Origin of the sequence: Lysobacter hankyongensis (genome assembly GCF_039543145.1) — a bacterium.
In the GTDB taxonomy this organism is placed as follows: Bacteria; Pseudomonadota; Gammaproteobacteria; order Xanthomonadales; family Xanthomonadaceae; genus Lysobacter_I; species Lysobacter_I hankyongensis.
In genome coordinates this window covers 24,906-41,506 of record NZ_BAABJE010000002.1, presented here as the reverse complement: position 1 = coordinate 41,506, position 16,601 = coordinate 24,906, and the positions used below count along the sequence as shown (strand labels likewise).

The window sequence follows — 16,601 nt, the reverse complement described above, 5'->3', positions numbered from 1 at the left end:
AGGTTCGCACCCCCACTGCGAGTCCATCGATGCGCGTCCGCGACACCCTCGAATTCGCCGAGACCGATACCCTGCTGCGCGACGACGTGCGCCGGCTGGGGACGATGGTCGGCGACATGCTGGCCGAGCAGGTCTCGGCCGAGCGCCTGGCACAGGTGGAATCCGTCCGCCGCGCCGCGATCGCGCGCCGCGAGCAGGGCGAGACCATCGACGACCTCGCCGCCCGCCTCGCCCAGGTGCCGCTGGAGGACGCCGACGCCCTCGTCCGCGCCTTCGCCGCCTATTTCGGCGTGGTGAACCTCGCCGAACGCATCCACCGCATCCGCCGCCGCCGCGATTACCAGCGCAGCACCGACGCCCCGCAGCCCGGCGGGCTCACCGCGACCCTGCGCGCGCTGCGCGACGACGGCGTCGGCTTCGACGAATTGCGCGCGCTGCTGCCGCGGCTGCGGATCGAACCGGTGTTCACCGCGCACCCGACCGAAGCCGTGCGCCGCGCGCTGCTGCTGAAGGAGCGCACGATCACCGAGCGCCTGATCGCGGACATCGACCGCCAGCGCACGCCGGCCGAACGCGGCGCCGACACCGCGCGCATCCGCCAGGCGCTGACCGCGAGCTGGCAGACCGCCGACGCCCCGCAGCAGCAGCCGACCGTGACCGACGAGGTCGAACACATCGGTTACTACCTCAACCACGTGTTGTTCCGCGCGCTGCCCGTCTATTACGAAGCGTTCGCGGACGCGATCGAGGCCGTGTACGGCGACGACCCGGAGTATCGCCGCATCGATCTGCCGCCGGTGCTGCGCTTCGGCACCTGGGTCGGCGGCGACATGGACGGCAATCCGAACGTCGGCGCCGACACCATCCGCGCCGCGCTCACCGCGCAGCGCGCGAGCGTGCTCGCGAATTACCGCACTGACCTGCAGGCGCTGGGCGAGATCCTGACCCAGAGCCGCAGCCGGATCGGCGTGGACGACGATATCGAGGCGCGGATCGCGCGCTACACCGCGATGCTGCCGCAGGTCGCCGCGCGGCTCAGTCCGCGGCTGGTGGACATGCCCTACCGGCAACTGCTGAACCTGATGCGCGCGCGGTTGTCCGCGGCCGAGTCCGACGACGGCGGCACCGGCTACGCCGACGCCGACGCCTTCATCGACGACCTGCAGGCGATCGACCGCAGCCTGCAGCGGCACCGCGGCGAGCATGCCGGCCGCTTCGCGCTGCAACGCGTGCTGTGGCGCGTGCGCAGCTTCGGCTTCCATCTGGCCACGCTCGATCTGCGCCAGGATTCCGGCACCCATGATGTCGCGGTGTCGGCATTGCTGGGCGACGACGACTGGTCGACGCGCACACCCGATGCGCGCATTCCGCAGTTGCACGCGATGATCGACGGCCGCGCGCGGATCGATCGCGACGCGGCCGGCGCACGGGCCACGCTCGACGTGCTGCGCACCGTGCGCGAGGCTCGCCTCCGCTTCGGCGCGCATGCGTTCGGCCCCTACATCATCAGCATGAGCCGCAGCGCCGCCGACGCGCTCGCGGTGCTGGCGCTGGCGCGCGTCGCCGGCTGCACCGAGCAAGACGAAGCCGATGCCGAGACGGTACCGCTCGATATCGCACCGCTGTTCGAAACCATCGACGACCTGCGAGCCGCGCCGGAGATCATGCGCGCGCTGTTCGACGATCCCGTCTATCGCGCGCATCTGCGCGCCCGCGGCGATCGCCAGATCGTGATGCTGGGCTATTCCGACAGCGCCAAGGACGGCGGCATCCTCGCCTCGCGCTGGTCGCTGCAGCGCACCCAGGCCGAACTGCTGGAGCTGTCGCAGCAGGCCGGCGTGCGCATCGTGTTCTTCCATGGCCGCGGCGGCTCGGTCAGCCGCGGCGGCGGCAAGACCGAGCGCGCGATCATCGCCGCGCCGCGCGGCACGGTCGACGGCACTCTGCGCGTCACCGAGCAGGGCGAAGTCATCCATCGCAAGTACGGCATCCGCGCGCTGGCGCTGCGCAATCTCGAACAGGCCACCGCCGCGGTGCTGCGCGCCAGCCTGCGCCCGCGGCCACCCGAGCCGCGTGAAGCGCGCTGGCGCGCGCTCGCGACCGAACTGGCCCAGGTCTCGCGCGCGCACTACCGCGCGCTGGTGCACGATCGCCCGGATTTTCCCGCGTATTTCCGCGCGGCGACGCCGATCGACGTGATCGAACGCCTGCGCCTGGGCTCGCGCCCGTCGAAGCGCCGCGAAGGCGGCATCGAAGCGCTGCGCGCGATCCCGTGGGTGTTCGCGTGGTCGCAGAACCGCTCCGGCCTCACCGGCTGGTACGGCGTCGGCACCGCGCTCGCGCACGGCATCGCCACGCACGGCCTCGACGAGATGGCGGCGATGGCGCGCGACTGGCCGTTCTTCGCCGCGATGCTCGACGACATCGAAATGCTGATGGCGAAATCCGACCTCGCGATCTTCGAGCGCTACTCGCACCTCGCCGGTCCGCTGCACGACGCCTTCCACGCCGGCATCGCCGAGGAATTCGAGCGCACCACCGACACCATCCTCGCCCTGCGCGGCCGCACCCGCCTGCTGCAGGACGATTACCGCCTGCGGCTGTCGATCCGCCTGCGCAATCCCTACGTCGATCCCATCAGTCTGTTGCAGGTGGAACTGCTGCAGCGCTGGCGCGAGGCCGGTCGCGACGACGATGCCCTGTTCCAGGCCCTGGTGACGACGGTCAACGGCATCGCCGCAGGCATTCAGAACACGGGCTGAGCATCGCCGCGGATTTACACCCGCGCCGATGCCGTGACAGACTCGACCGATGCGCCCCACCGCCACGTCCTTGCTGCTGCCGCTCGTCCTGTCCGCACTGCCGCTCTCCGTCGCCCAGGCCGCGCGGGACAGCGTCGAGATCGCCTTCGTCGGCGACATCATGGTGGCCGAGACGCCAGGCGAACTGATCGCCCGCGGCGCGGATCCGTTCGCACCGCTCGCCGCCTGGCTGCGCAGGGCCGATGTCCGCATCGGCAATCTCGAATGCGTGGTCGCCACCGGCGGCACCGCGCTGGACAAGCCCTTCACCTTCCGCGCCGACCCACGCACGCTGCCGGTGCTGGCGCGGCATTTCGACGCGTTCTCGCTCGCCAACAACCATTCCGGCGATTTCGGCAAGGCCGCCTTCGCCGAACAACTCGGCCTGATGCGCCGGGCCGGTCTGCCCTATTTCGGCGGCGGCGCCGATCTGGAGGAAGCGCACGCACCGTGGATCGTCGAACGCAACGGTCTGCGCATCGCGCTGCTGGGCTATGTCGAATTCAAGCCGCGCTCGTTCGAAGCCGACGCCGGCAGGCCCGGCGTCGCCTGGGGCGGCGAGGACGAACAGGTGATCGAGGACATCATCGCCGCGCGCACGCGCCACCATGCCGACCTCGTGATCCCCTTCATGCACTGGGGCTGGGAGAACGAGGGCTACCCGAGCGAACGTCAGAAGAATTTCGCGCGCGCGATGCTCGACGCCGGTGCGGACATGGTGGTCGGCGCGCATCCGCACGTCACCCAGGGCGCCGAGATCCACGACGGCAAGCCGATCGTCTACAGCCTCGGCAATTTCCTCTTCAACGGCTTCGACACCGAGGCCACGCTCACCGGCTGGACGCTGGAAGCGACGCTGGACAAACGCGGCGTGGCCGCGTGGCGCACGCGCGTCGTACGGCTCGACGAAAACGGCGTTCCGCATCCCGACCCCGAGGCCGCCAGCCCCTGCGGCCGGCGCGGCGACACGCAGCCGAGGCAGTGCCGTGGCGGATAGACGCCTCGCGCTGCTCGCATCGCTGCTGATGGCCGCGCCGTGCGCGCAGGCCGACAGCGTGCGCTGCCACATCGTCTACGGCGGCGAACCCTTCACCGTCGACGCCACGCCGACCGACGCGCCCTACCGGGTGCCGGCGCAGAAGATCGGACGCTACTTCGAATTCAAGGCGGTCTACGTGACCGCGCCCGCGCGCGCCGCCGCGATCAATCTCTACGTTTACGCGATCGCGTCCGGCGAACCGGTGCCGATCCATCAGGCCAAACATCGCCCGCCGTTCCTCGCCTCCGGCGGCCCTCACGGCTTCACCGGTCTCCACTTCGTCTACGAACCGAGCAAGGGCAGCGAATTGCAGTACTGGTGCGAACGGTTGCCCTGAACTCCGTTTCGGACCTTCGGCCAACACCGCGGTAGCGCGGCCTTCAGGCCGCTGCGCACGCGCACACCGTGACGGCGCTACATCGCCGGACCGTCGTCGAGCCTCTTTTCGTAGCGCCAGGCCTCCAGCGGAAACACGCCGTCCGGCGTGGTCAGCCGGCTGATCATGCTGCCGACGCGACGCCACCCGTGCTTCTCGTAGAACGTCGCGGCGCGCGCATTGCCGATCGCGCAGACCAGCCACGCGGTTTCGACGCCCGAGGCGCACATCCGCGCTTCCGCATCCGCCAGCAGCGACGCGGCGACACCCGTCCCGCGCGCGACGTCGGAAACGTACAGCTGGTACAACTCGTCGCGATGCGCGATGCAGAAACCGAGCGGCGCACCCGCCGGACCGACGACGCGCACGTCCGCGATCGCACCCGCCAGCCGGTGCCGGAAACTCTCCGGCGTCCGGTCACGGACCAGCGCCGCAGGCAGGATCGCGGCATGCGCGTCCTGCCAGCCGTCGCGCCACAGCGCGGCCAGTACATCGAGTTCCGCGGGTTCCATCTGTCTCACGTCCATCGCGATCTCCCGGAAAGCGCAATCGCCGATCGGCACGGAGATATCCGCCCGACTGGAAACACCATGACCGCAGCCACCGCCGCAACGCGACTGGACGGACTTGGCTGCCGGAACGCTATGACGCTTCCTTCCAGGCGTTTGCAGAAGCGAGCAGATTCTTCTTCAGTGCCGACGCCGCACCCGACACGCCTTCCTTCCGGGAAAAAATCAGATACTGCAGCGCGGGCAATTCCGGCATCGGTCGAGCGACGACGCCGGCCGGGATGCGACAGCAGGCATTGACCACGGCCAACCCCATGCCAAGGCGGACGAGGTGCAACATGACCTCCCAGCCGGAAGCTTCCACGGCGACCTCACAATGCACCTGCGCGGACTGCAGCATTTGCGAAAGCATCGTCCGATGCGGTCGCCCCACGGGCGGCAAGATCAGTCCACTGCCGGCGATATCCTTCAGGCGGATGCTTCGACGCGACGCGAACGCGTGCTTTTTCGGAAACGCCAATACCTGGCCCACGCGCGTGAACGGCTCGACGGCCAAATCGCGCGGAACCGTCTCCAGACATGCGATTCCAAGATGCGCACGTCCCGATCGAACCGCTTCCACCGCGGCGGCGCCATCCGCCGTCACCAGTTGCAGGACATGACTGCGATCCGACAGGTGCGCCTTGAGCCCTTGGCCGAGAAGATAGAGGAACGCTCCTTCACCGGCCGCGAGGGTCACCGGCTGCACCACATTTTTCCCGAGCAACTCATCCTGGAGCATGGCCATCGATGCGGCGATTTCCCGCGCGTGCCGCTGCACGCGCCGGCCCTCCGGCGTGATCTCGATCGTGCGGCCGCGGCGTACGTACAGGGGACGCCCGACCGCACGCCCGAGCTTGGCGATCTTCGTGTGAAGCGCCGGCTGCGAGAGATGCAAGCGGATCGCAGCGCGGCTGAAGTTGCCGTCCTCGGCGAATTCGGCGAAGGCCGTGAGCGCATCCAGCGAGACGTCGCGCAGAAGATTCATTATCCAATAATTCTATAGCCCATCCAAAGAATCAAGTTCCCGTGAATAGTCGGATCGAGTGGAATGCGCGCCATCACTCACGAGACAACATCACGGAGAACACCATGAAACTGGGTATCGATGTCGGGCGCGTCCTGATCAGTCCCGGCGACAACGCAAGACCGGACACCTCCTTCATCGGCGGCTCGCTGGAAAACGCCATGAACACCCCGCCCTACGACGATATGTTCGACATCGTGCCCGCGCTGGTCGAACGATTCGAGGGTCGGGTATGGATTGTTTCCAAATGCGGTGCGCGCATCCAGGAAAGGACGTTGCAGTGGTTCGAGCATCACCGGTTCTTCGAAAGAACCGGTATCCATCGCGACCAGGTGCGGTTCTGCCTCAAACGACCGCACAAGGCGGTCCACTGCCGCGAACTCGGCATCACGCACTTCATCGACGATCGTACCGACGTGCTCGAACCGATGATCGGCATCGTTCCGTACCTCTACCTGTTCGGCCCACAGCGCGGTCATGCCCCCGCCGCGATGCGACGGGTCACGACATGGAAGGATGTGGCCGAGGCCATCCTCTAGGCGGTCACGCATGTGAGCGCCGGGATCGCTGTCGCCCCCTTCCGTGTCGATGGAAGCGGTCGCGGCCACGACGACAGCTGGACTTCCCACGCCGTCGATCTATACTCCCCCCCACTATGCCGCACTCCCCCGCCGAGAAGAAAAAGGCTCTCACCCGTCTGCGCCGGATCCGCGGGCAGACAGACGCGCTGGAACGGGCGTTGGAGGCCGGCAGCGACTGCGGCGCGGTGCTGCAGCAGCTGGCCGCGATCCGCGGCGCGGTGAACGGGCTGATGGCGGAGGTGCTGGAAAGCCATCTGCGCGAAGAATTCGGCGAGGCTGTCGCCCGCGATCCCGCCAGGGAGCGCAGCGTCCAGCAGGCGATCGCGCTCGTCCGCTCCTATCTCAAATGAACCATCCGTCCTGTCAGGGAGAGTTGTCATGAAATCACGCGCCGCCGTCGCCTTCGGCCCCGGTCAACCGCTGAAGATCGTCGAGATCGATGTCGCCCCGCCGCGCAAGGGCGAGGTGCTGGTGAAGATCAGCCACACCGGCGTCTGCCACACCGATGCATTCACGCTCAGCGGCGAAGACCCGGAGGGCCTGTTCCCCTGCGTGCTCGGCCACGAAGGCGCGGGCGTGGTGGTGGAGGTCGGCGAAGGGGTGACCAGCGTGAAGCCCGGCGATCACGTGATTCCGCTGTACACCGCCGAATGCGGCGAGTGCCTGTTCTGCAAGAGCGGCAAGACCAATCTCTGCGTGTCGGTGCGCGCGACCCAGGGCAAGGGCGTGATGCCCGACGGCACGTCGCGGTTTTCCTACGAAGGCCAGCCGATTTATCACTACATGGGCTGCAGCACCTTCAGCGAATACACGGTCGTGGCCGAAGTCTCGCTGGCGAAGATCAATCCCGAGGCCAACCACGAACACGTCTGTCTGCTCGGCTGCGGCGTGACCACCGGCATCGGGGCTGTGCACAACACCGCGAAGGTGCAGGCCGGCGATTCGGTCGCGGTGTTCGGCCTCGGCGGCATCGGTCTTGCGGTGATCCAGGGCGCGCGCCAGGCGAAGGCCGGCCGCATCATCGCCATCGACACCAATCCGTCGAAATTCGAACTGGCGACGCAGATGGGCGCCACCGACTGCGTCAATCCGAAGGATCACGACAAGCCCATCCAGCAGGTGATCGTGGAGATGACCGGCTGGGGCGTGGACCACAGCTTCGAATGCATCGGCAACGTCAACGTGATGCGCGCGGCGCTGGAATGCGCGCATCGCGGCTGGGGCCAGTCGGTGATCATCGGCGTGGCCGGCGCCGGCCAGGAGATCAGCACCCGCCCGTTCCAGCTGGTGACTGGCCGGACCTGGAAGGGAACCGCGTTCGGGGGTGTGAAGGGGCGCACGCAACTGCCGGGCATGGTCGAGGACGCGATGCGGGGCGAGATCGAACTCGCGCCGTTCGTGACCCACACCCTGCCGCTGGACGGGATCAACGAGGCCTTCGATCTCATGCACGAAGGCAAGTCGATCCGCACCGTCATTCATTATTGATCGATCGCCTTCTCCCGCCTGCGGGAGAAGGTGCCCGAAGGGCGGATGAGGGCGCGAAACCACACGCGCCGCGATCCGCATCCGACACGATTCGCCGCCTCTGCCGGCGAAAACGGTCGCACAACAGGGGAATTGGCTTGAATCCGAAACATACCGATCGGGAGCGCATCGAACATCGCGCATGTTTCGGCGGCTGGCAGGACGTCTACCGCCATCAATCGGAAGCGCTGGATTGCGCGATGCACGTGGCCGTCTACCTGCCGCCCCAGGCCGAGCAGCGACGCTGCCCGGTGCTCTACTGGCTGTCGGGCCTGACCTGCACCGAACAGAATTTCATCACCAAGGCCGGGGCCCAGCGCTACGCCGCGGACCACGGCGTGATCGTGGTCGCACCGGATACGAGTCCGCGCGGCGATGCCGTGCCCGACGCGGACGGTTACGACCTCGGCAAGGGCGCGGGTTTCTATCTCGACGCCACGCAGGCACCGTGGTCCTCGCATTACCGGATGCAGGACTACGTCGCACGCGAGCTGCCGGACTGGATCGACGCGCATATTCCGAACAGCGGCGCGCGCGCGATCAGCGGGCATTCGATGGGCGGGCACGGCGCGCTGGTGACGGCGCTGCGCAATCCGGGCCGCTATCGCAGCGTCTCGGCGTTCTCGCCCATTGTGTCCCCGACCCAGGTGCCGTGGGGACAGAAGGCCTTCGCCGCGTATCTCGGCGAGGATCGCGAGGCATGGAAGGCGTGGGATGCGTGCGAGCTGATCGCGGATGCGCAGGAACGGCTGCCGCTGCTGGTGGACCAGGGCGAGGACGACGAATTCCTCGACACGCAGCTGCAGCCGGAACGGCTGGCCGCCGCCTGCGATGCCGCCGGGCATCCGCTCGATCTGCGCATGCGCAAGGGCTACGACCACAGCTACTACTTCATCGCCAGTTTCATCGGCGAGCACTTCATCTTCCACATGCGCCAGCTCAGCCGGACGCGTTGAGCGGCCGGCCCCCACCCCGACCCTCCCCCGCGATGCGGTGGAGGGAGAACGGAGACGCCGCGCCGACCCGGTAGAGCGGCTTCAGCCCGCTTCCACCCATCCGCATGCAGGATAGCGGGCTGAAGCCCGCTCTACCGACCCCACGATCGACGATCGACGATCCGTCAACGCAACAGGAAATCGGTGTAGGCGAATCGCCCGTCGCGCAGCACGGTCTCGCCGGTCGCGATCGACAGCGGTGCGGCAAACATCGGCCCGGCGTGCACCAGCGTATGGAATTCGCCGTTCTCGCCGCACGGGTCGCAGCCGGCCGGCAGATCGCGCAACAGCGCATCGTCGAAATCGCGGCCGCTGAACGCGCCATCGAGCTGGGTGGTGTCGACGCAGGACAGTCGCGCGCGCAGGCCGCCGTCGAGCATCGCGCGCGCGAGCCGCGCGGTGTATCCCGGCGTCGCGTCGAAGATCGGGAAATGCGGCGTCCAGTCCAGGTCCGCGCACAGCGTTTCGCGATACGCGCGGATGTCCTGCAGGAACAGATCGCCGAACGCGATGTCGCGCAACCCGGGCCAGCGCGCGCGTGCGCGCGCCAGCGCATCGGCGAACGTCTCGCGATAGATCGCGTTGCTGGCGCGCTGCGGCATCCACGCTTCGATCACCGGCAAACCGCAGGCGACGGACTGCGCCTGCAGGATCGCGTGGCGGATGCCCTGCATCGCGATGCGGTCGTAGCCCTCGGTGAGCGTGGTGACCAGGCCGACCACTTCGACATCGGGGCGCTGCCGCAGCACATGCAGCGCCCAGGCCGCGTCCTTGCCGCCGCTCCACGACAGCAGCAGCGGTCGGATCATGCCGCGGTGACGTCGCGCAGTTGCCAACCTCCGCCGGCGAGCAGGCGCAGGCGATGCTTGAGCACCGCGCCCGCGATCGAGGTCGTCGCGATCAGGTCGATCTGCAGGTCGTGCTGTTCGCCGCGCACGGTGGCAGCGGGATCGGTGACGCCGAGCCCGGGATCGACGCCATCGGGATCCGCCTGGCTCGCGCGCCAGCGCTGGAACAGCGCGTCGTCGCGCAGCGCCACCTGCAGTTCTTCGGCCAGGCCTTCGGCACCGCGGGAACGGAAGGCGAATTCGCCGGCCGCGGCGAGCGCGCCGGCATCGGGAATGCTCAGGTAATAACGGACGGTCATGCTGGTCCACTCGCGGGCGGGTGGATCAGCATAGCGCGGCGCGATCTCAACCGATCGCGATCATTCCTTGAATTCGTGCGGGTCCGACGCGAAGCCCATCACCAGCGAGCCCTTGCCGACGTTGACCATGCCGGTGAGGCTCATCACGCTCTCGAACACTTCGACGCGCGCATCGCGGCAGGCGTCGATCAGCGAGGCGTAGCCCGGCAGCAGGCGCATCTCTTCCAGTTCGCCGCCGTAACTCAGGCACAGCGTCGGCGTCATCAGCCCGGCGCGCACGCGCTCCACGCCGAACGCGAACAGCTTGCGCACCGCCGCGTCCCAGCCGCGGATCTTCGCCACCGGCTTGGTCTCGCCACGGTTGCAGTAGAGCACCGGCTTGATGTCGAGCGCGGAGCCGAGGGTGGCGCTGAGCAGGCTGACGCTCTTGTCGCCCTTGGCCTTGGTGCGAGAACGCAGGTACATCAGATCGCGCGGCACCATGTAGGTGTGGGTGTTGATCGCGAGGTTCTCCAACCGCGCGCGGATCTTGGCGACGCCTTCACCGGCCTGGATCATGCGCACCGCTTCCACCGCGGTGACGCCCTGGCCGGCGAACAGCGACTGGGTGTCGATCACGCGCAGCGCGAACGGCGATGTGTGCCCCGCGGCGGTGCGCATCGGCCGGTAGTCGTTGAGGATCACGAAGCTCGCCTGGGTGGCGTTGTCGTGGATCGGACTGCGGCTGCGGGTGACGGTGAGGCAGAACACGTGGTCGTATTCGATCACCAGTTTCTGCAGGAACACGTCGCGGATCTGCTCGACCGTGAACGGCATGGTCTCCGCCTCGGCGCCGCGCTCGGCGATGTGCGAGTGGAGGAATTCGAGCGTGGCTTGTTCATTGCGGCGATCGGCGAGCACCGCGTCCCCGATCTTGACCGTGATCGGGAGGATTTCGATGTGATTCCGTTCGATGAAGCTCCCTCGCAGATCGCATGCCGAATCGACAACCAGACCTATGCGCATGGTGGCGGCTTCCGAAGGGGGCGCGGAAAAACCAACTTCGATCGGAACGTGTCGTGCGATCTCCGTCCTGGTTCGTCGCATCCCTCGCGCGAACCGCACGCCCTGCTCCGTACTGCATGCCCATCGACGACGCGCGGCCGCCCCTGTTCAGCTGCGCTGTACGCCGACCGGCAATTGCACGACCCGCCGCATCTCGGTCTCTTCCAATAGAGCCGGATCGCGCAGGGCCGCTACCGCGAACGCATGCGCATCATTCCCCCAAAACAGGGAATTGCCAAGTGCGAGCGTCGGAACGCCGAACACGCCCGCGGTGAGCGCGATTTCGGTGCAGTTGCGCAGCATCGCCTTGACCTCGCTGGAATCGGTTACACCGGACGGCAAACCCAGCGATTCGCGCACGGATTCCAGCGATTCCGCGGTATCCGCGGCATTGCCCCGCGCCCAGATCCAATCGAAGATCGCATCGATCGATGCCGGCGACGCGCCTGCTGCGATGCACAATCGCAGTGCGGGAAGCGGATTGAACGGATGCCTCGGCGGGAAGCGCAGCGGCACGCCGGCCTCGCGCGCCTGCCACAGCACGTGGCGATAGGTGAATTCGCGCTTGCTCGGGATTTCGGCCGGACCTTTCTGGCCGCGGGCGTCGAGCACCGCGGCGAACAGGATCGGCACCGGCACGATGGCATGCTCGGCCATCAGCGCGCGCACCTTCGGCCAGTGCAGATAGGCGAACGGCGAAATGAAATCGAAATACCAGCGATTCGTGTTGTCGGCCATGGTGTTGTCCGGAGACGCGGATGAAGACGCGGCGGCTCAACAGCCGACGGAATGGTATTCGGCGACCATGCGCACCAGTTCGCCTTCGGCGGCGGCGCCGGACAGGAACAGCGTGGGCCGGCTGACGTTGTAGTGGTCGGTGGTGTCGAAGATCAGATCGAGGCGACCGTCGCGATCGAGGTCGCCGGCGAAGATCAGATGCGGCGAAGCCTCGCTGCCCAGCATCAGCCCGCTGTCGGTCGCCGTGGCATCGCGCTGGCCGGACATCGCGACCAGCGTCTGCCGGCGTTCGCCATCGATGAAATCGATCGAACACCGGTAGGCGTTCGCGGTCGCAGGCTCGGCTTCGCAGCGGGTGCCGATCCGGTAGTCGCGGTCGCCGAAACGCAGCGTGTAGGCCGGCAACCCGCCGTCGGCGACGGCTTCCGCGCGCGCGGCCTGCGTCACCGGTCCTTCGTGCAGGCCGGAACCGCGCAGATAGGTCACGAGATCGTCGCCGCTGCCGGCACTGCTCACGGCCTGACCGGTCGCCTGGCCCTCACCGTCCAGCAGCTCGTCCACCACCGTCTTCACCTGCAGCCGGGTGCGGGTGAGACGCGCGCCATCGGCGTCGGCGGTCAACGCGAACCAGCGCTCGCCGTGACGGGCGACGGGTTCGCCACCGTGGAACTGCCCGGGCGGCTGCAGCGCATGCGCGCCGCCCAGGGCCAAACTCAGCAACAGCCACATCGCGAACGCTCCGGCTCAGTCGTTCCCGGCAGGATACGCCCGCGGCAGATCGCCCGCCGCACGCAGGTAACGGTCGCGCAGTTCGGTCTGGCGGCTGCGCATCGGGATCGCGCGGCCGTCGAACCACACCTGCGTGGCCACCGTGCTCACTTCCAGCGGATCGCCGGTCCACAGCACCAGGTCGGCGCGCTTGCCGACCGCGATCGTGCCCAGACGGTCGGCCACGCCGAAGGTCTCGGCCGGCACCCGGGTCAGGCCGGCCAGGCCGTCTTCCCAGGGCAGACCGTTGGCGACCGCGTTGCCGGCGGCCTGACGCAGCTTGCGCGCGTAATGCGCGGCATCGTCGAACTGGCTGAAGCTCACCGGCACGCCGGCGGCGCGCAGCCGCGCGGCGTTCTCGAGGGTGCTGCCGATGCGGTCGAAGTCGGCGGGCAGGTTCGCCAGCGCATCGACGAACACCGGCACCTTCGCCGCGGCCAGCTGCGGCGCCATCATCCAGGCCTCGCTGCCGCCGAGGATCGCGATGCGCACGCCGTGACGCTGCGACCAGCGCAACAGCTGGCGGATGTCAGCGGCGCGATGCACCGCCACCACCACGCGCCCGCCGCCGTCGAGATAGCGCGCGAAGCTCTGCCGGCCGGCCGGCGTGAGCAGGGCGATGCTCGCATCGACCGGAATCCGGCCGCGGGCTTCGTCGACCAGCTGATCGAGGATCATCCACTGCGCCGCGCGCGAATTGCCGGTAAGACCGGCGCCGTCGCTGCCCAGCTGGATGAACAGTGCGCGCGGGCCGATCGGGTCCGGGCTGCCGTCGAGGCGGACGATGCCGCCCTGGCCGCCGATGATCGAACCGCCGCGCACGCTGTCGGCGCCGAGCATGCTGAAACCGATGCCTTCGACCCGCGCCACCGGCACCAGGATCGAGGCCGGGTTGTAGGCCAGGGTCACGTCGAACTCCGGCCGCACCACCATGTCCTTGGCGTCGCCGAGCGCGAGCGCCTGGTCGCGGGTGTCGTCGCCGAGCGAGATTTCCTGCAGGCCGATCGAGTTGATGCCGCCGAACAGCGCCGGCGTCAGCGGCCGGCCCTGCGCGTCGATGGTTTCGACGCCCGCGGCGGACAGCTGCTTGCCGATCGCGGCGATGGTGCCGTCGCGCACCAGCACGTCGGTCCCGCGCAGCGTGCCCTGCGCGCCCGCGGTGTGCACGGTGGCGTTGCGGATGAGGACATTCTGTGCGGACGCGGCGCCGCTGGCGCCGAACGACAGGCCCGCGGCCAGCGCGAGCGCGCAGGCGAGATTCGGGAAAGGACGCTTCGCAAGGCGGCTCATCGCACATCTCCTTCGACGCGCTGCCCGAGCATGAAATCGGAGACCGGCTGCCGCGATCGATCGCTGCGGTCGTAGACGCGCGCGCCGTCGATGTAGACCTGCTCGGCCTTGGCGTAGACGCTGAAGGGATTGCCGTTCCACAGCACCACGTCGGCCATCTTGCCCGGCTCCAGGGTGCCGGTCTTGTCGAGGATGCCCATCGATTTCGCGGGATTCGCGGTGATCCAGCGCACGGCGCGCTCCGGCGGCACCTCGATGCCGATGCGCGTGCCCTGCGCCATCACCTTCGCCGCTTCCTGGTTCAGCCGCTGGATGCCTTCGGACGAATCCGAATGCACGATCGCGCAGCCGTTCTTCGCGCGGTCCACCAGCAGGATGTTTTCCTGGATGCCGTCGAACGATTCCATCTTGAAGCCCCACCAGTCGGCCCACAGCGCGCCGCACACGCCTTCCTCGCCCAGCCGGTCTGCGAGCTTGTAGGCTTCGACGCCGTGGTGGAACGCGGCGATTTTGAATTTGAACTCCTTCGCCAAGTCCAACATGATCGCCATCTCGTCGGCGCGATAGCAGTGGATGTGGACGAGGATGTCGCCGTTGATCGCGCCAGCCAGCGTGTCCATCTTCAGATCGCGCTTGCCGCCGCTGTCGTTGTTGCTGTCCTGCGACGACGCGCTCTGCCACCAGCGCCGCGGCGCCGCGGTCTTGGGCCTGTTCTTCTTCAGATATTCGCTGGCGTCGATGAAGGCCGCGCGATACCCGGCGACGTTGCCCATGCGCGTGGACGGGCCGCCGCGCTGGCCGTAGGTGCGTTTCGGGTTCTCGCCGCAGGCCATCTTCAGGCCCCAGGGCGCACCCGGGAACTTCATCGCCTGATAGGTCGTGGCCGCCACGTTCTTCACGGTCACGCCGCGGCCGCCGACCAGATTCGCCGAACCCGGCAGGATCTGCATCGAAGTCACGCCGCCGGCCAATGCCGTCGCGAAGCCGGGGTCCTGCGGCCACAGCGAATGTTCGGCCCAGACATTGGGCGTGGTCGGCGACGTCGCCTCGTTGCCGTCCGAATGCGCGCTCATGCCCGGGCTGGGATACACGCCGAGGTGCGAATGCACGTCGATCAGGCCCGGCGTCACCCATTTGCCGCGACCGTCCACGCGCAGCGCGTCGGCGGGCGCGTCGAGGTCGACGCCCACCGCGACGATCTTCCCGTCGCGCATCAGCACGTCGGCGCCGTCGAGCCGGGTGCCCGTCCCGGTGAGCACGGTGGCGCCCCGGATCAGCACCGGCGGCGAGGCGATCGGGCGATAGGTGCTCGGGTACGGGTCCTGGGCGAAGCGCGAGACGGTCGGTTTCGCGGCGGACGCGTCGGCGGACTTGTCGGCCGCATGGGCCGGCGCGAGCGCCAGCGCCGGCAGCACGGTCGCGGCCAGCGCGGCGAGAAAGGTTCGTTGCATGTCGGAGTGCCCCTGCGGAGGTGGTGCCTCGGAGAACCGCCACCCTAGCCCGGCCTCCGGGCCATGCCAACCATGACCAAGGTCATGGTGCGTGACAAAATGCACCGGATCACCCGGAGACGCACATGAAAGACAAACAAGCGATCGTCGAGAACTGGCTGCCCCGCTACACCGGCGTGCCGCTCGACCGGTTCGGCCAGCACATCCTGTTGACCAACTTTGGCGGCTATCTCGATCTGTTCGCGGGCATGACCGGCGCCGAAGTCGTCGGCCGCGACCGCCCGATGCCCAGTGCGACCATCGACGGCATCACCATGATCAACTTCGGCATGGGCAGCCCCAACGCGGCCACCCTGATGGACCTGCTGTCCGCGATCATGCCGCAGGCGGTGCTGTTCCTCGGCAAGTGCGGCGGCCTCAAGCGCAAGAACCAGCTCGGCGACCTGATCCTGCCGATCGCCGCGATCCGCGGCGACGGCACCAGCAACGACTACCTGCCGCCGGAAGTGCCCGCACTGCCCGCGTTCGCCCTGCAGCGCGCGGTCTCGACGATGATCCGCGACCTCGACCACGACTACTGGACCGGCACGGTCTACACCACCAACCGCCGCGTCTGGGAACACGACGACGAATTCAAGGAACGTCTGCGCACCATGCGCTGCATGGCCATCGACATGGAAACCGCCACCGTCTTCGCCGCGGGCTTCGCCAACCGCATCCCCTGCGGCGCGCTGCTGCTGGTCAGCGACCAGCCGATGATCCCCGAAGGCGTGAAGACCGAAGCCAGCGACGCCAAGGTCAGCGCCGAATTCGTCGAACGCCACATCACCATCGGCATCGAAGCGCTGAAGCTGATCCGCCGGCACGGCAAATCGGTGCGGCATCTGCGGTTCGACGAGTGATCGAAAATCGATGTAGGGCGGGCCCAGGCCCGCCATCTCGATCATGCAGATACGGGAACAACGATCGAAATCGCTTCGATCACTGTCCGAAGCCATCGGAAACATCGCAATGGCGGGCCAAGGCCTGAGGTATCCCCACTTTTTCGCTCAGTAGATCATCGGGTTACGATCATTCTGATACGACTGTCATCCCGAGCCGCAGGCGAGGGACCTGTTTGTGATCGATTCGAATCCAACTCGCTACGCAGGCTAACGGAACGATCTGCCGCATGGTCTTGGTTTCGCTCGCTGCCGCGAGCGAGTCACTTTTCTTTGCTTGTGCAAAGAAAAGATAACCAAAAGAAAGCACACCCCGTCGGTCGCGCCC

The 16,601-nt window shown here is 67.8% G+C and carries 18 protein-coding genes; 8 read left to right on the top strand and 10 right to left on the bottom strand.

The window, feature by feature from the left end; translation table 11 throughout:
- Nucleotides 1-29 precede the first annotated feature (29 nt).
- The 3 genes from ppc to ABD974_RS04035 are packed head-to-tail and all read left to right on the top strand — an operon-like array spanning nucleotide 30 to nucleotide 4,177.
- Nucleotides 30-2,762, top strand: a complete 2,733-nt coding sequence (gene ppc, locus ABD974_RS04045) for a phosphoenolpyruvate carboxylase (protein ID WP_345302008.1) — start codon at nucleotides 30-32, stop codon at nucleotides 2,760-2,762.
- Nucleotides 2,763-2,811: 49 nt separating this feature from the next.
- A complete protein-coding gene (locus ABD974_RS04040; protein ID WP_345302007.1) occupies nucleotides 2,812-3,798 on the top strand; it encodes a CapA family protein in 987 nt (328 codons plus the stop codon).
- Nucleotides 3,788-4,177, top strand: coding sequence for a hypothetical protein (locus ABD974_RS04035; RefSeq protein ID WP_345302006.1), 390 nt, complete (start codon nucleotides 3,788-3,790; stop codon nucleotides 4,175-4,177). The genes ABD974_RS04040 and ABD974_RS04035 overlap by 11 nt, the downstream gene beginning before the upstream one ends.
- Nucleotides 4,178-4,254: 77 nt before the next feature.
- Here the strand turns inward: ABD974_RS04035 and ABD974_RS04030 are convergent, their stop codons facing one another.
- Nucleotides 4,255-4,743 (bottom strand): GNAT family N-acetyltransferase, encoded by a 489-nt coding sequence (locus ABD974_RS04030; protein ID WP_345302005.1) that lies wholly within the window; start codon nucleotides 4,741-4,743, stop codon nucleotides 4,255-4,257.
- A gap of 115 nt (nucleotides 4,744-4,858) precedes the next feature.
- Nucleotides 4,859-5,752, bottom strand: a complete 894-nt coding sequence (locus ABD974_RS04025) for a LysR family transcriptional regulator (protein WP_345302004.1) — start codon at nucleotides 5,750-5,752, stop codon at nucleotides 4,859-4,861.
- Between the two features lie 104 nt (nucleotides 5,753-5,856).
- Here ABD974_RS04025 and ABD974_RS04020 point away from each other — a divergent pair, with 104 nt between their 5' ends.
- The 4 genes from ABD974_RS04020 to fghA all read left to right on the top strand — a co-directional run bounded on the left by ABD974_RS04020 (nucleotide 5,857) and on the right by fghA (nucleotide 8,855).
- On the top strand, nucleotides 5,857-6,330 hold the full coding sequence (locus tag ABD974_RS04020; RefSeq protein WP_345302003.1) for a hypothetical protein: 474 nt from the start codon (nucleotides 5,857-5,859) through the stop codon (nucleotides 6,328-6,330).
- A 116-nt stretch (nucleotides 6,331-6,446) separates the two neighbouring features.
- The gene (gene frmR, locus ABD974_RS04015) at nucleotides 6,447-6,722 is read left to right on the top strand and encodes a formaldehyde-responsive transcriptional repressor FrmR (RefSeq protein ID WP_345302002.1); all 276 of its coding nucleotides are present in this window, start codon (nucleotides 6,447-6,449) and stop codon (nucleotides 6,720-6,722) included.
- 28 nt (nucleotides 6,723-6,750) lie between these two features.
- The gene (locus tag ABD974_RS04010; protein WP_345302001.1) at nucleotides 6,751-7,860 is read left to right on the top strand and encodes an S-(hydroxymethyl)glutathione dehydrogenase/class III alcohol dehydrogenase; all 1,110 of its coding nucleotides are present in this window, start codon (nucleotides 6,751-6,753) and stop codon (nucleotides 7,858-7,860) included.
- Between the two features lie 137 nt (nucleotides 7,861-7,997).
- The gene (gene fghA / locus ABD974_RS04005; protein ID WP_345302000.1) at nucleotides 7,998-8,855 is read left to right on the top strand and encodes an S-formylglutathione hydrolase; all 858 of its coding nucleotides are present in this window, start codon (nucleotides 7,998-8,000) and stop codon (nucleotides 8,853-8,855) included.
- A gap of 164 nt (nucleotides 8,856-9,019) precedes the next feature.
- On the opposite strand, the gene ABD974_RS04000 is transcribed toward fghA, so the two are convergent.
- The 7 genes from ABD974_RS04000 to ABD974_RS03970 all read right to left on the bottom strand — a co-directional run bounded on the left by ABD974_RS04000 (nucleotide 9,020) and on the right by ABD974_RS03970 (nucleotide 15,332).
- Nucleotides 9,020-9,703, bottom strand: coding sequence for a Dph6-related ATP pyrophosphatase (locus tag ABD974_RS04000; RefSeq protein ID WP_345301999.1), 684 nt, complete (start codon nucleotides 9,701-9,703; stop codon nucleotides 9,020-9,022).
- Nucleotides 9,700-10,041: a hypothetical protein gene (locus tag ABD974_RS03995; RefSeq protein WP_345301998.1), complete on the bottom strand. Its 342-nt coding sequence runs from the start codon at nucleotides 10,039-10,041 to the stop codon at nucleotides 9,700-9,702. Before ABD974_RS03995 ends, ABD974_RS04000 begins: the two co-directional genes overlap by 4 nt.
- A 60-nt stretch (nucleotides 10,042-10,101) precedes the next feature.
- A complete protein-coding gene (locus tag ABD974_RS03990) occupies nucleotides 10,102-11,046 on the bottom strand; it encodes a DegV family protein (protein WP_345301997.1) in 945 nt (314 codons plus the stop codon).
- Nucleotides 11,047-11,193: 147 nt separating this feature from the next.
- Nucleotides 11,194-11,823 (bottom strand): 2-hydroxychromene-2-carboxylate isomerase, encoded by a 630-nt coding sequence (locus ABD974_RS03985; protein WP_345301996.1) that lies wholly within the window; start codon nucleotides 11,821-11,823, stop codon nucleotides 11,194-11,196.
- A gap of 36 nt (nucleotides 11,824-11,859) precedes the next feature.
- On the bottom strand, nucleotides 11,860-12,552 hold the full coding sequence (locus tag ABD974_RS03980; RefSeq protein WP_345301995.1) for a hypothetical protein: 693 nt from the start codon (nucleotides 12,550-12,552) through the stop codon (nucleotides 11,860-11,862).
- Between the two features lie 15 nt (nucleotides 12,553-12,567).
- Nucleotides 12,568-13,881 (bottom strand): amidohydrolase family protein, encoded by a 1,314-nt coding sequence (locus tag ABD974_RS03975; RefSeq protein ID WP_345301994.1) that lies wholly within the window; start codon nucleotides 13,879-13,881, stop codon nucleotides 12,568-12,570.
- Nucleotides 13,878-15,332 (bottom strand): amidohydrolase, encoded by a 1,455-nt coding sequence (locus ABD974_RS03970; RefSeq protein WP_345301993.1) that lies wholly within the window; start codon nucleotides 15,330-15,332, stop codon nucleotides 13,878-13,880. The genes ABD974_RS03975 and ABD974_RS03970 overlap by 4 nt, the downstream gene beginning before the upstream one ends.
- Nucleotides 15,333-15,457: 125 nt before the next feature.
- Between ABD974_RS03970 and ABD974_RS03965 the strand changes: the two genes are divergently transcribed.
- On the top strand, nucleotides 15,458-16,234 hold the full coding sequence (locus ABD974_RS03965; protein WP_345301992.1) for an AMP nucleosidase: 777 nt from the start codon (nucleotides 15,458-15,460) through the stop codon (nucleotides 16,232-16,234).
- A gap of 169 nt (nucleotides 16,235-16,403) precedes the next feature.
- Here ABD974_RS03965 and ABD974_RS03960 read toward each other — a convergent pair.
- Nucleotides 16,404-16,601, bottom strand: a 198-nt coding sequence (locus ABD974_RS03960) for a hypothetical protein (RefSeq protein ID WP_345301991.1), incomplete at its 5' end; no start/stop codon positions are given.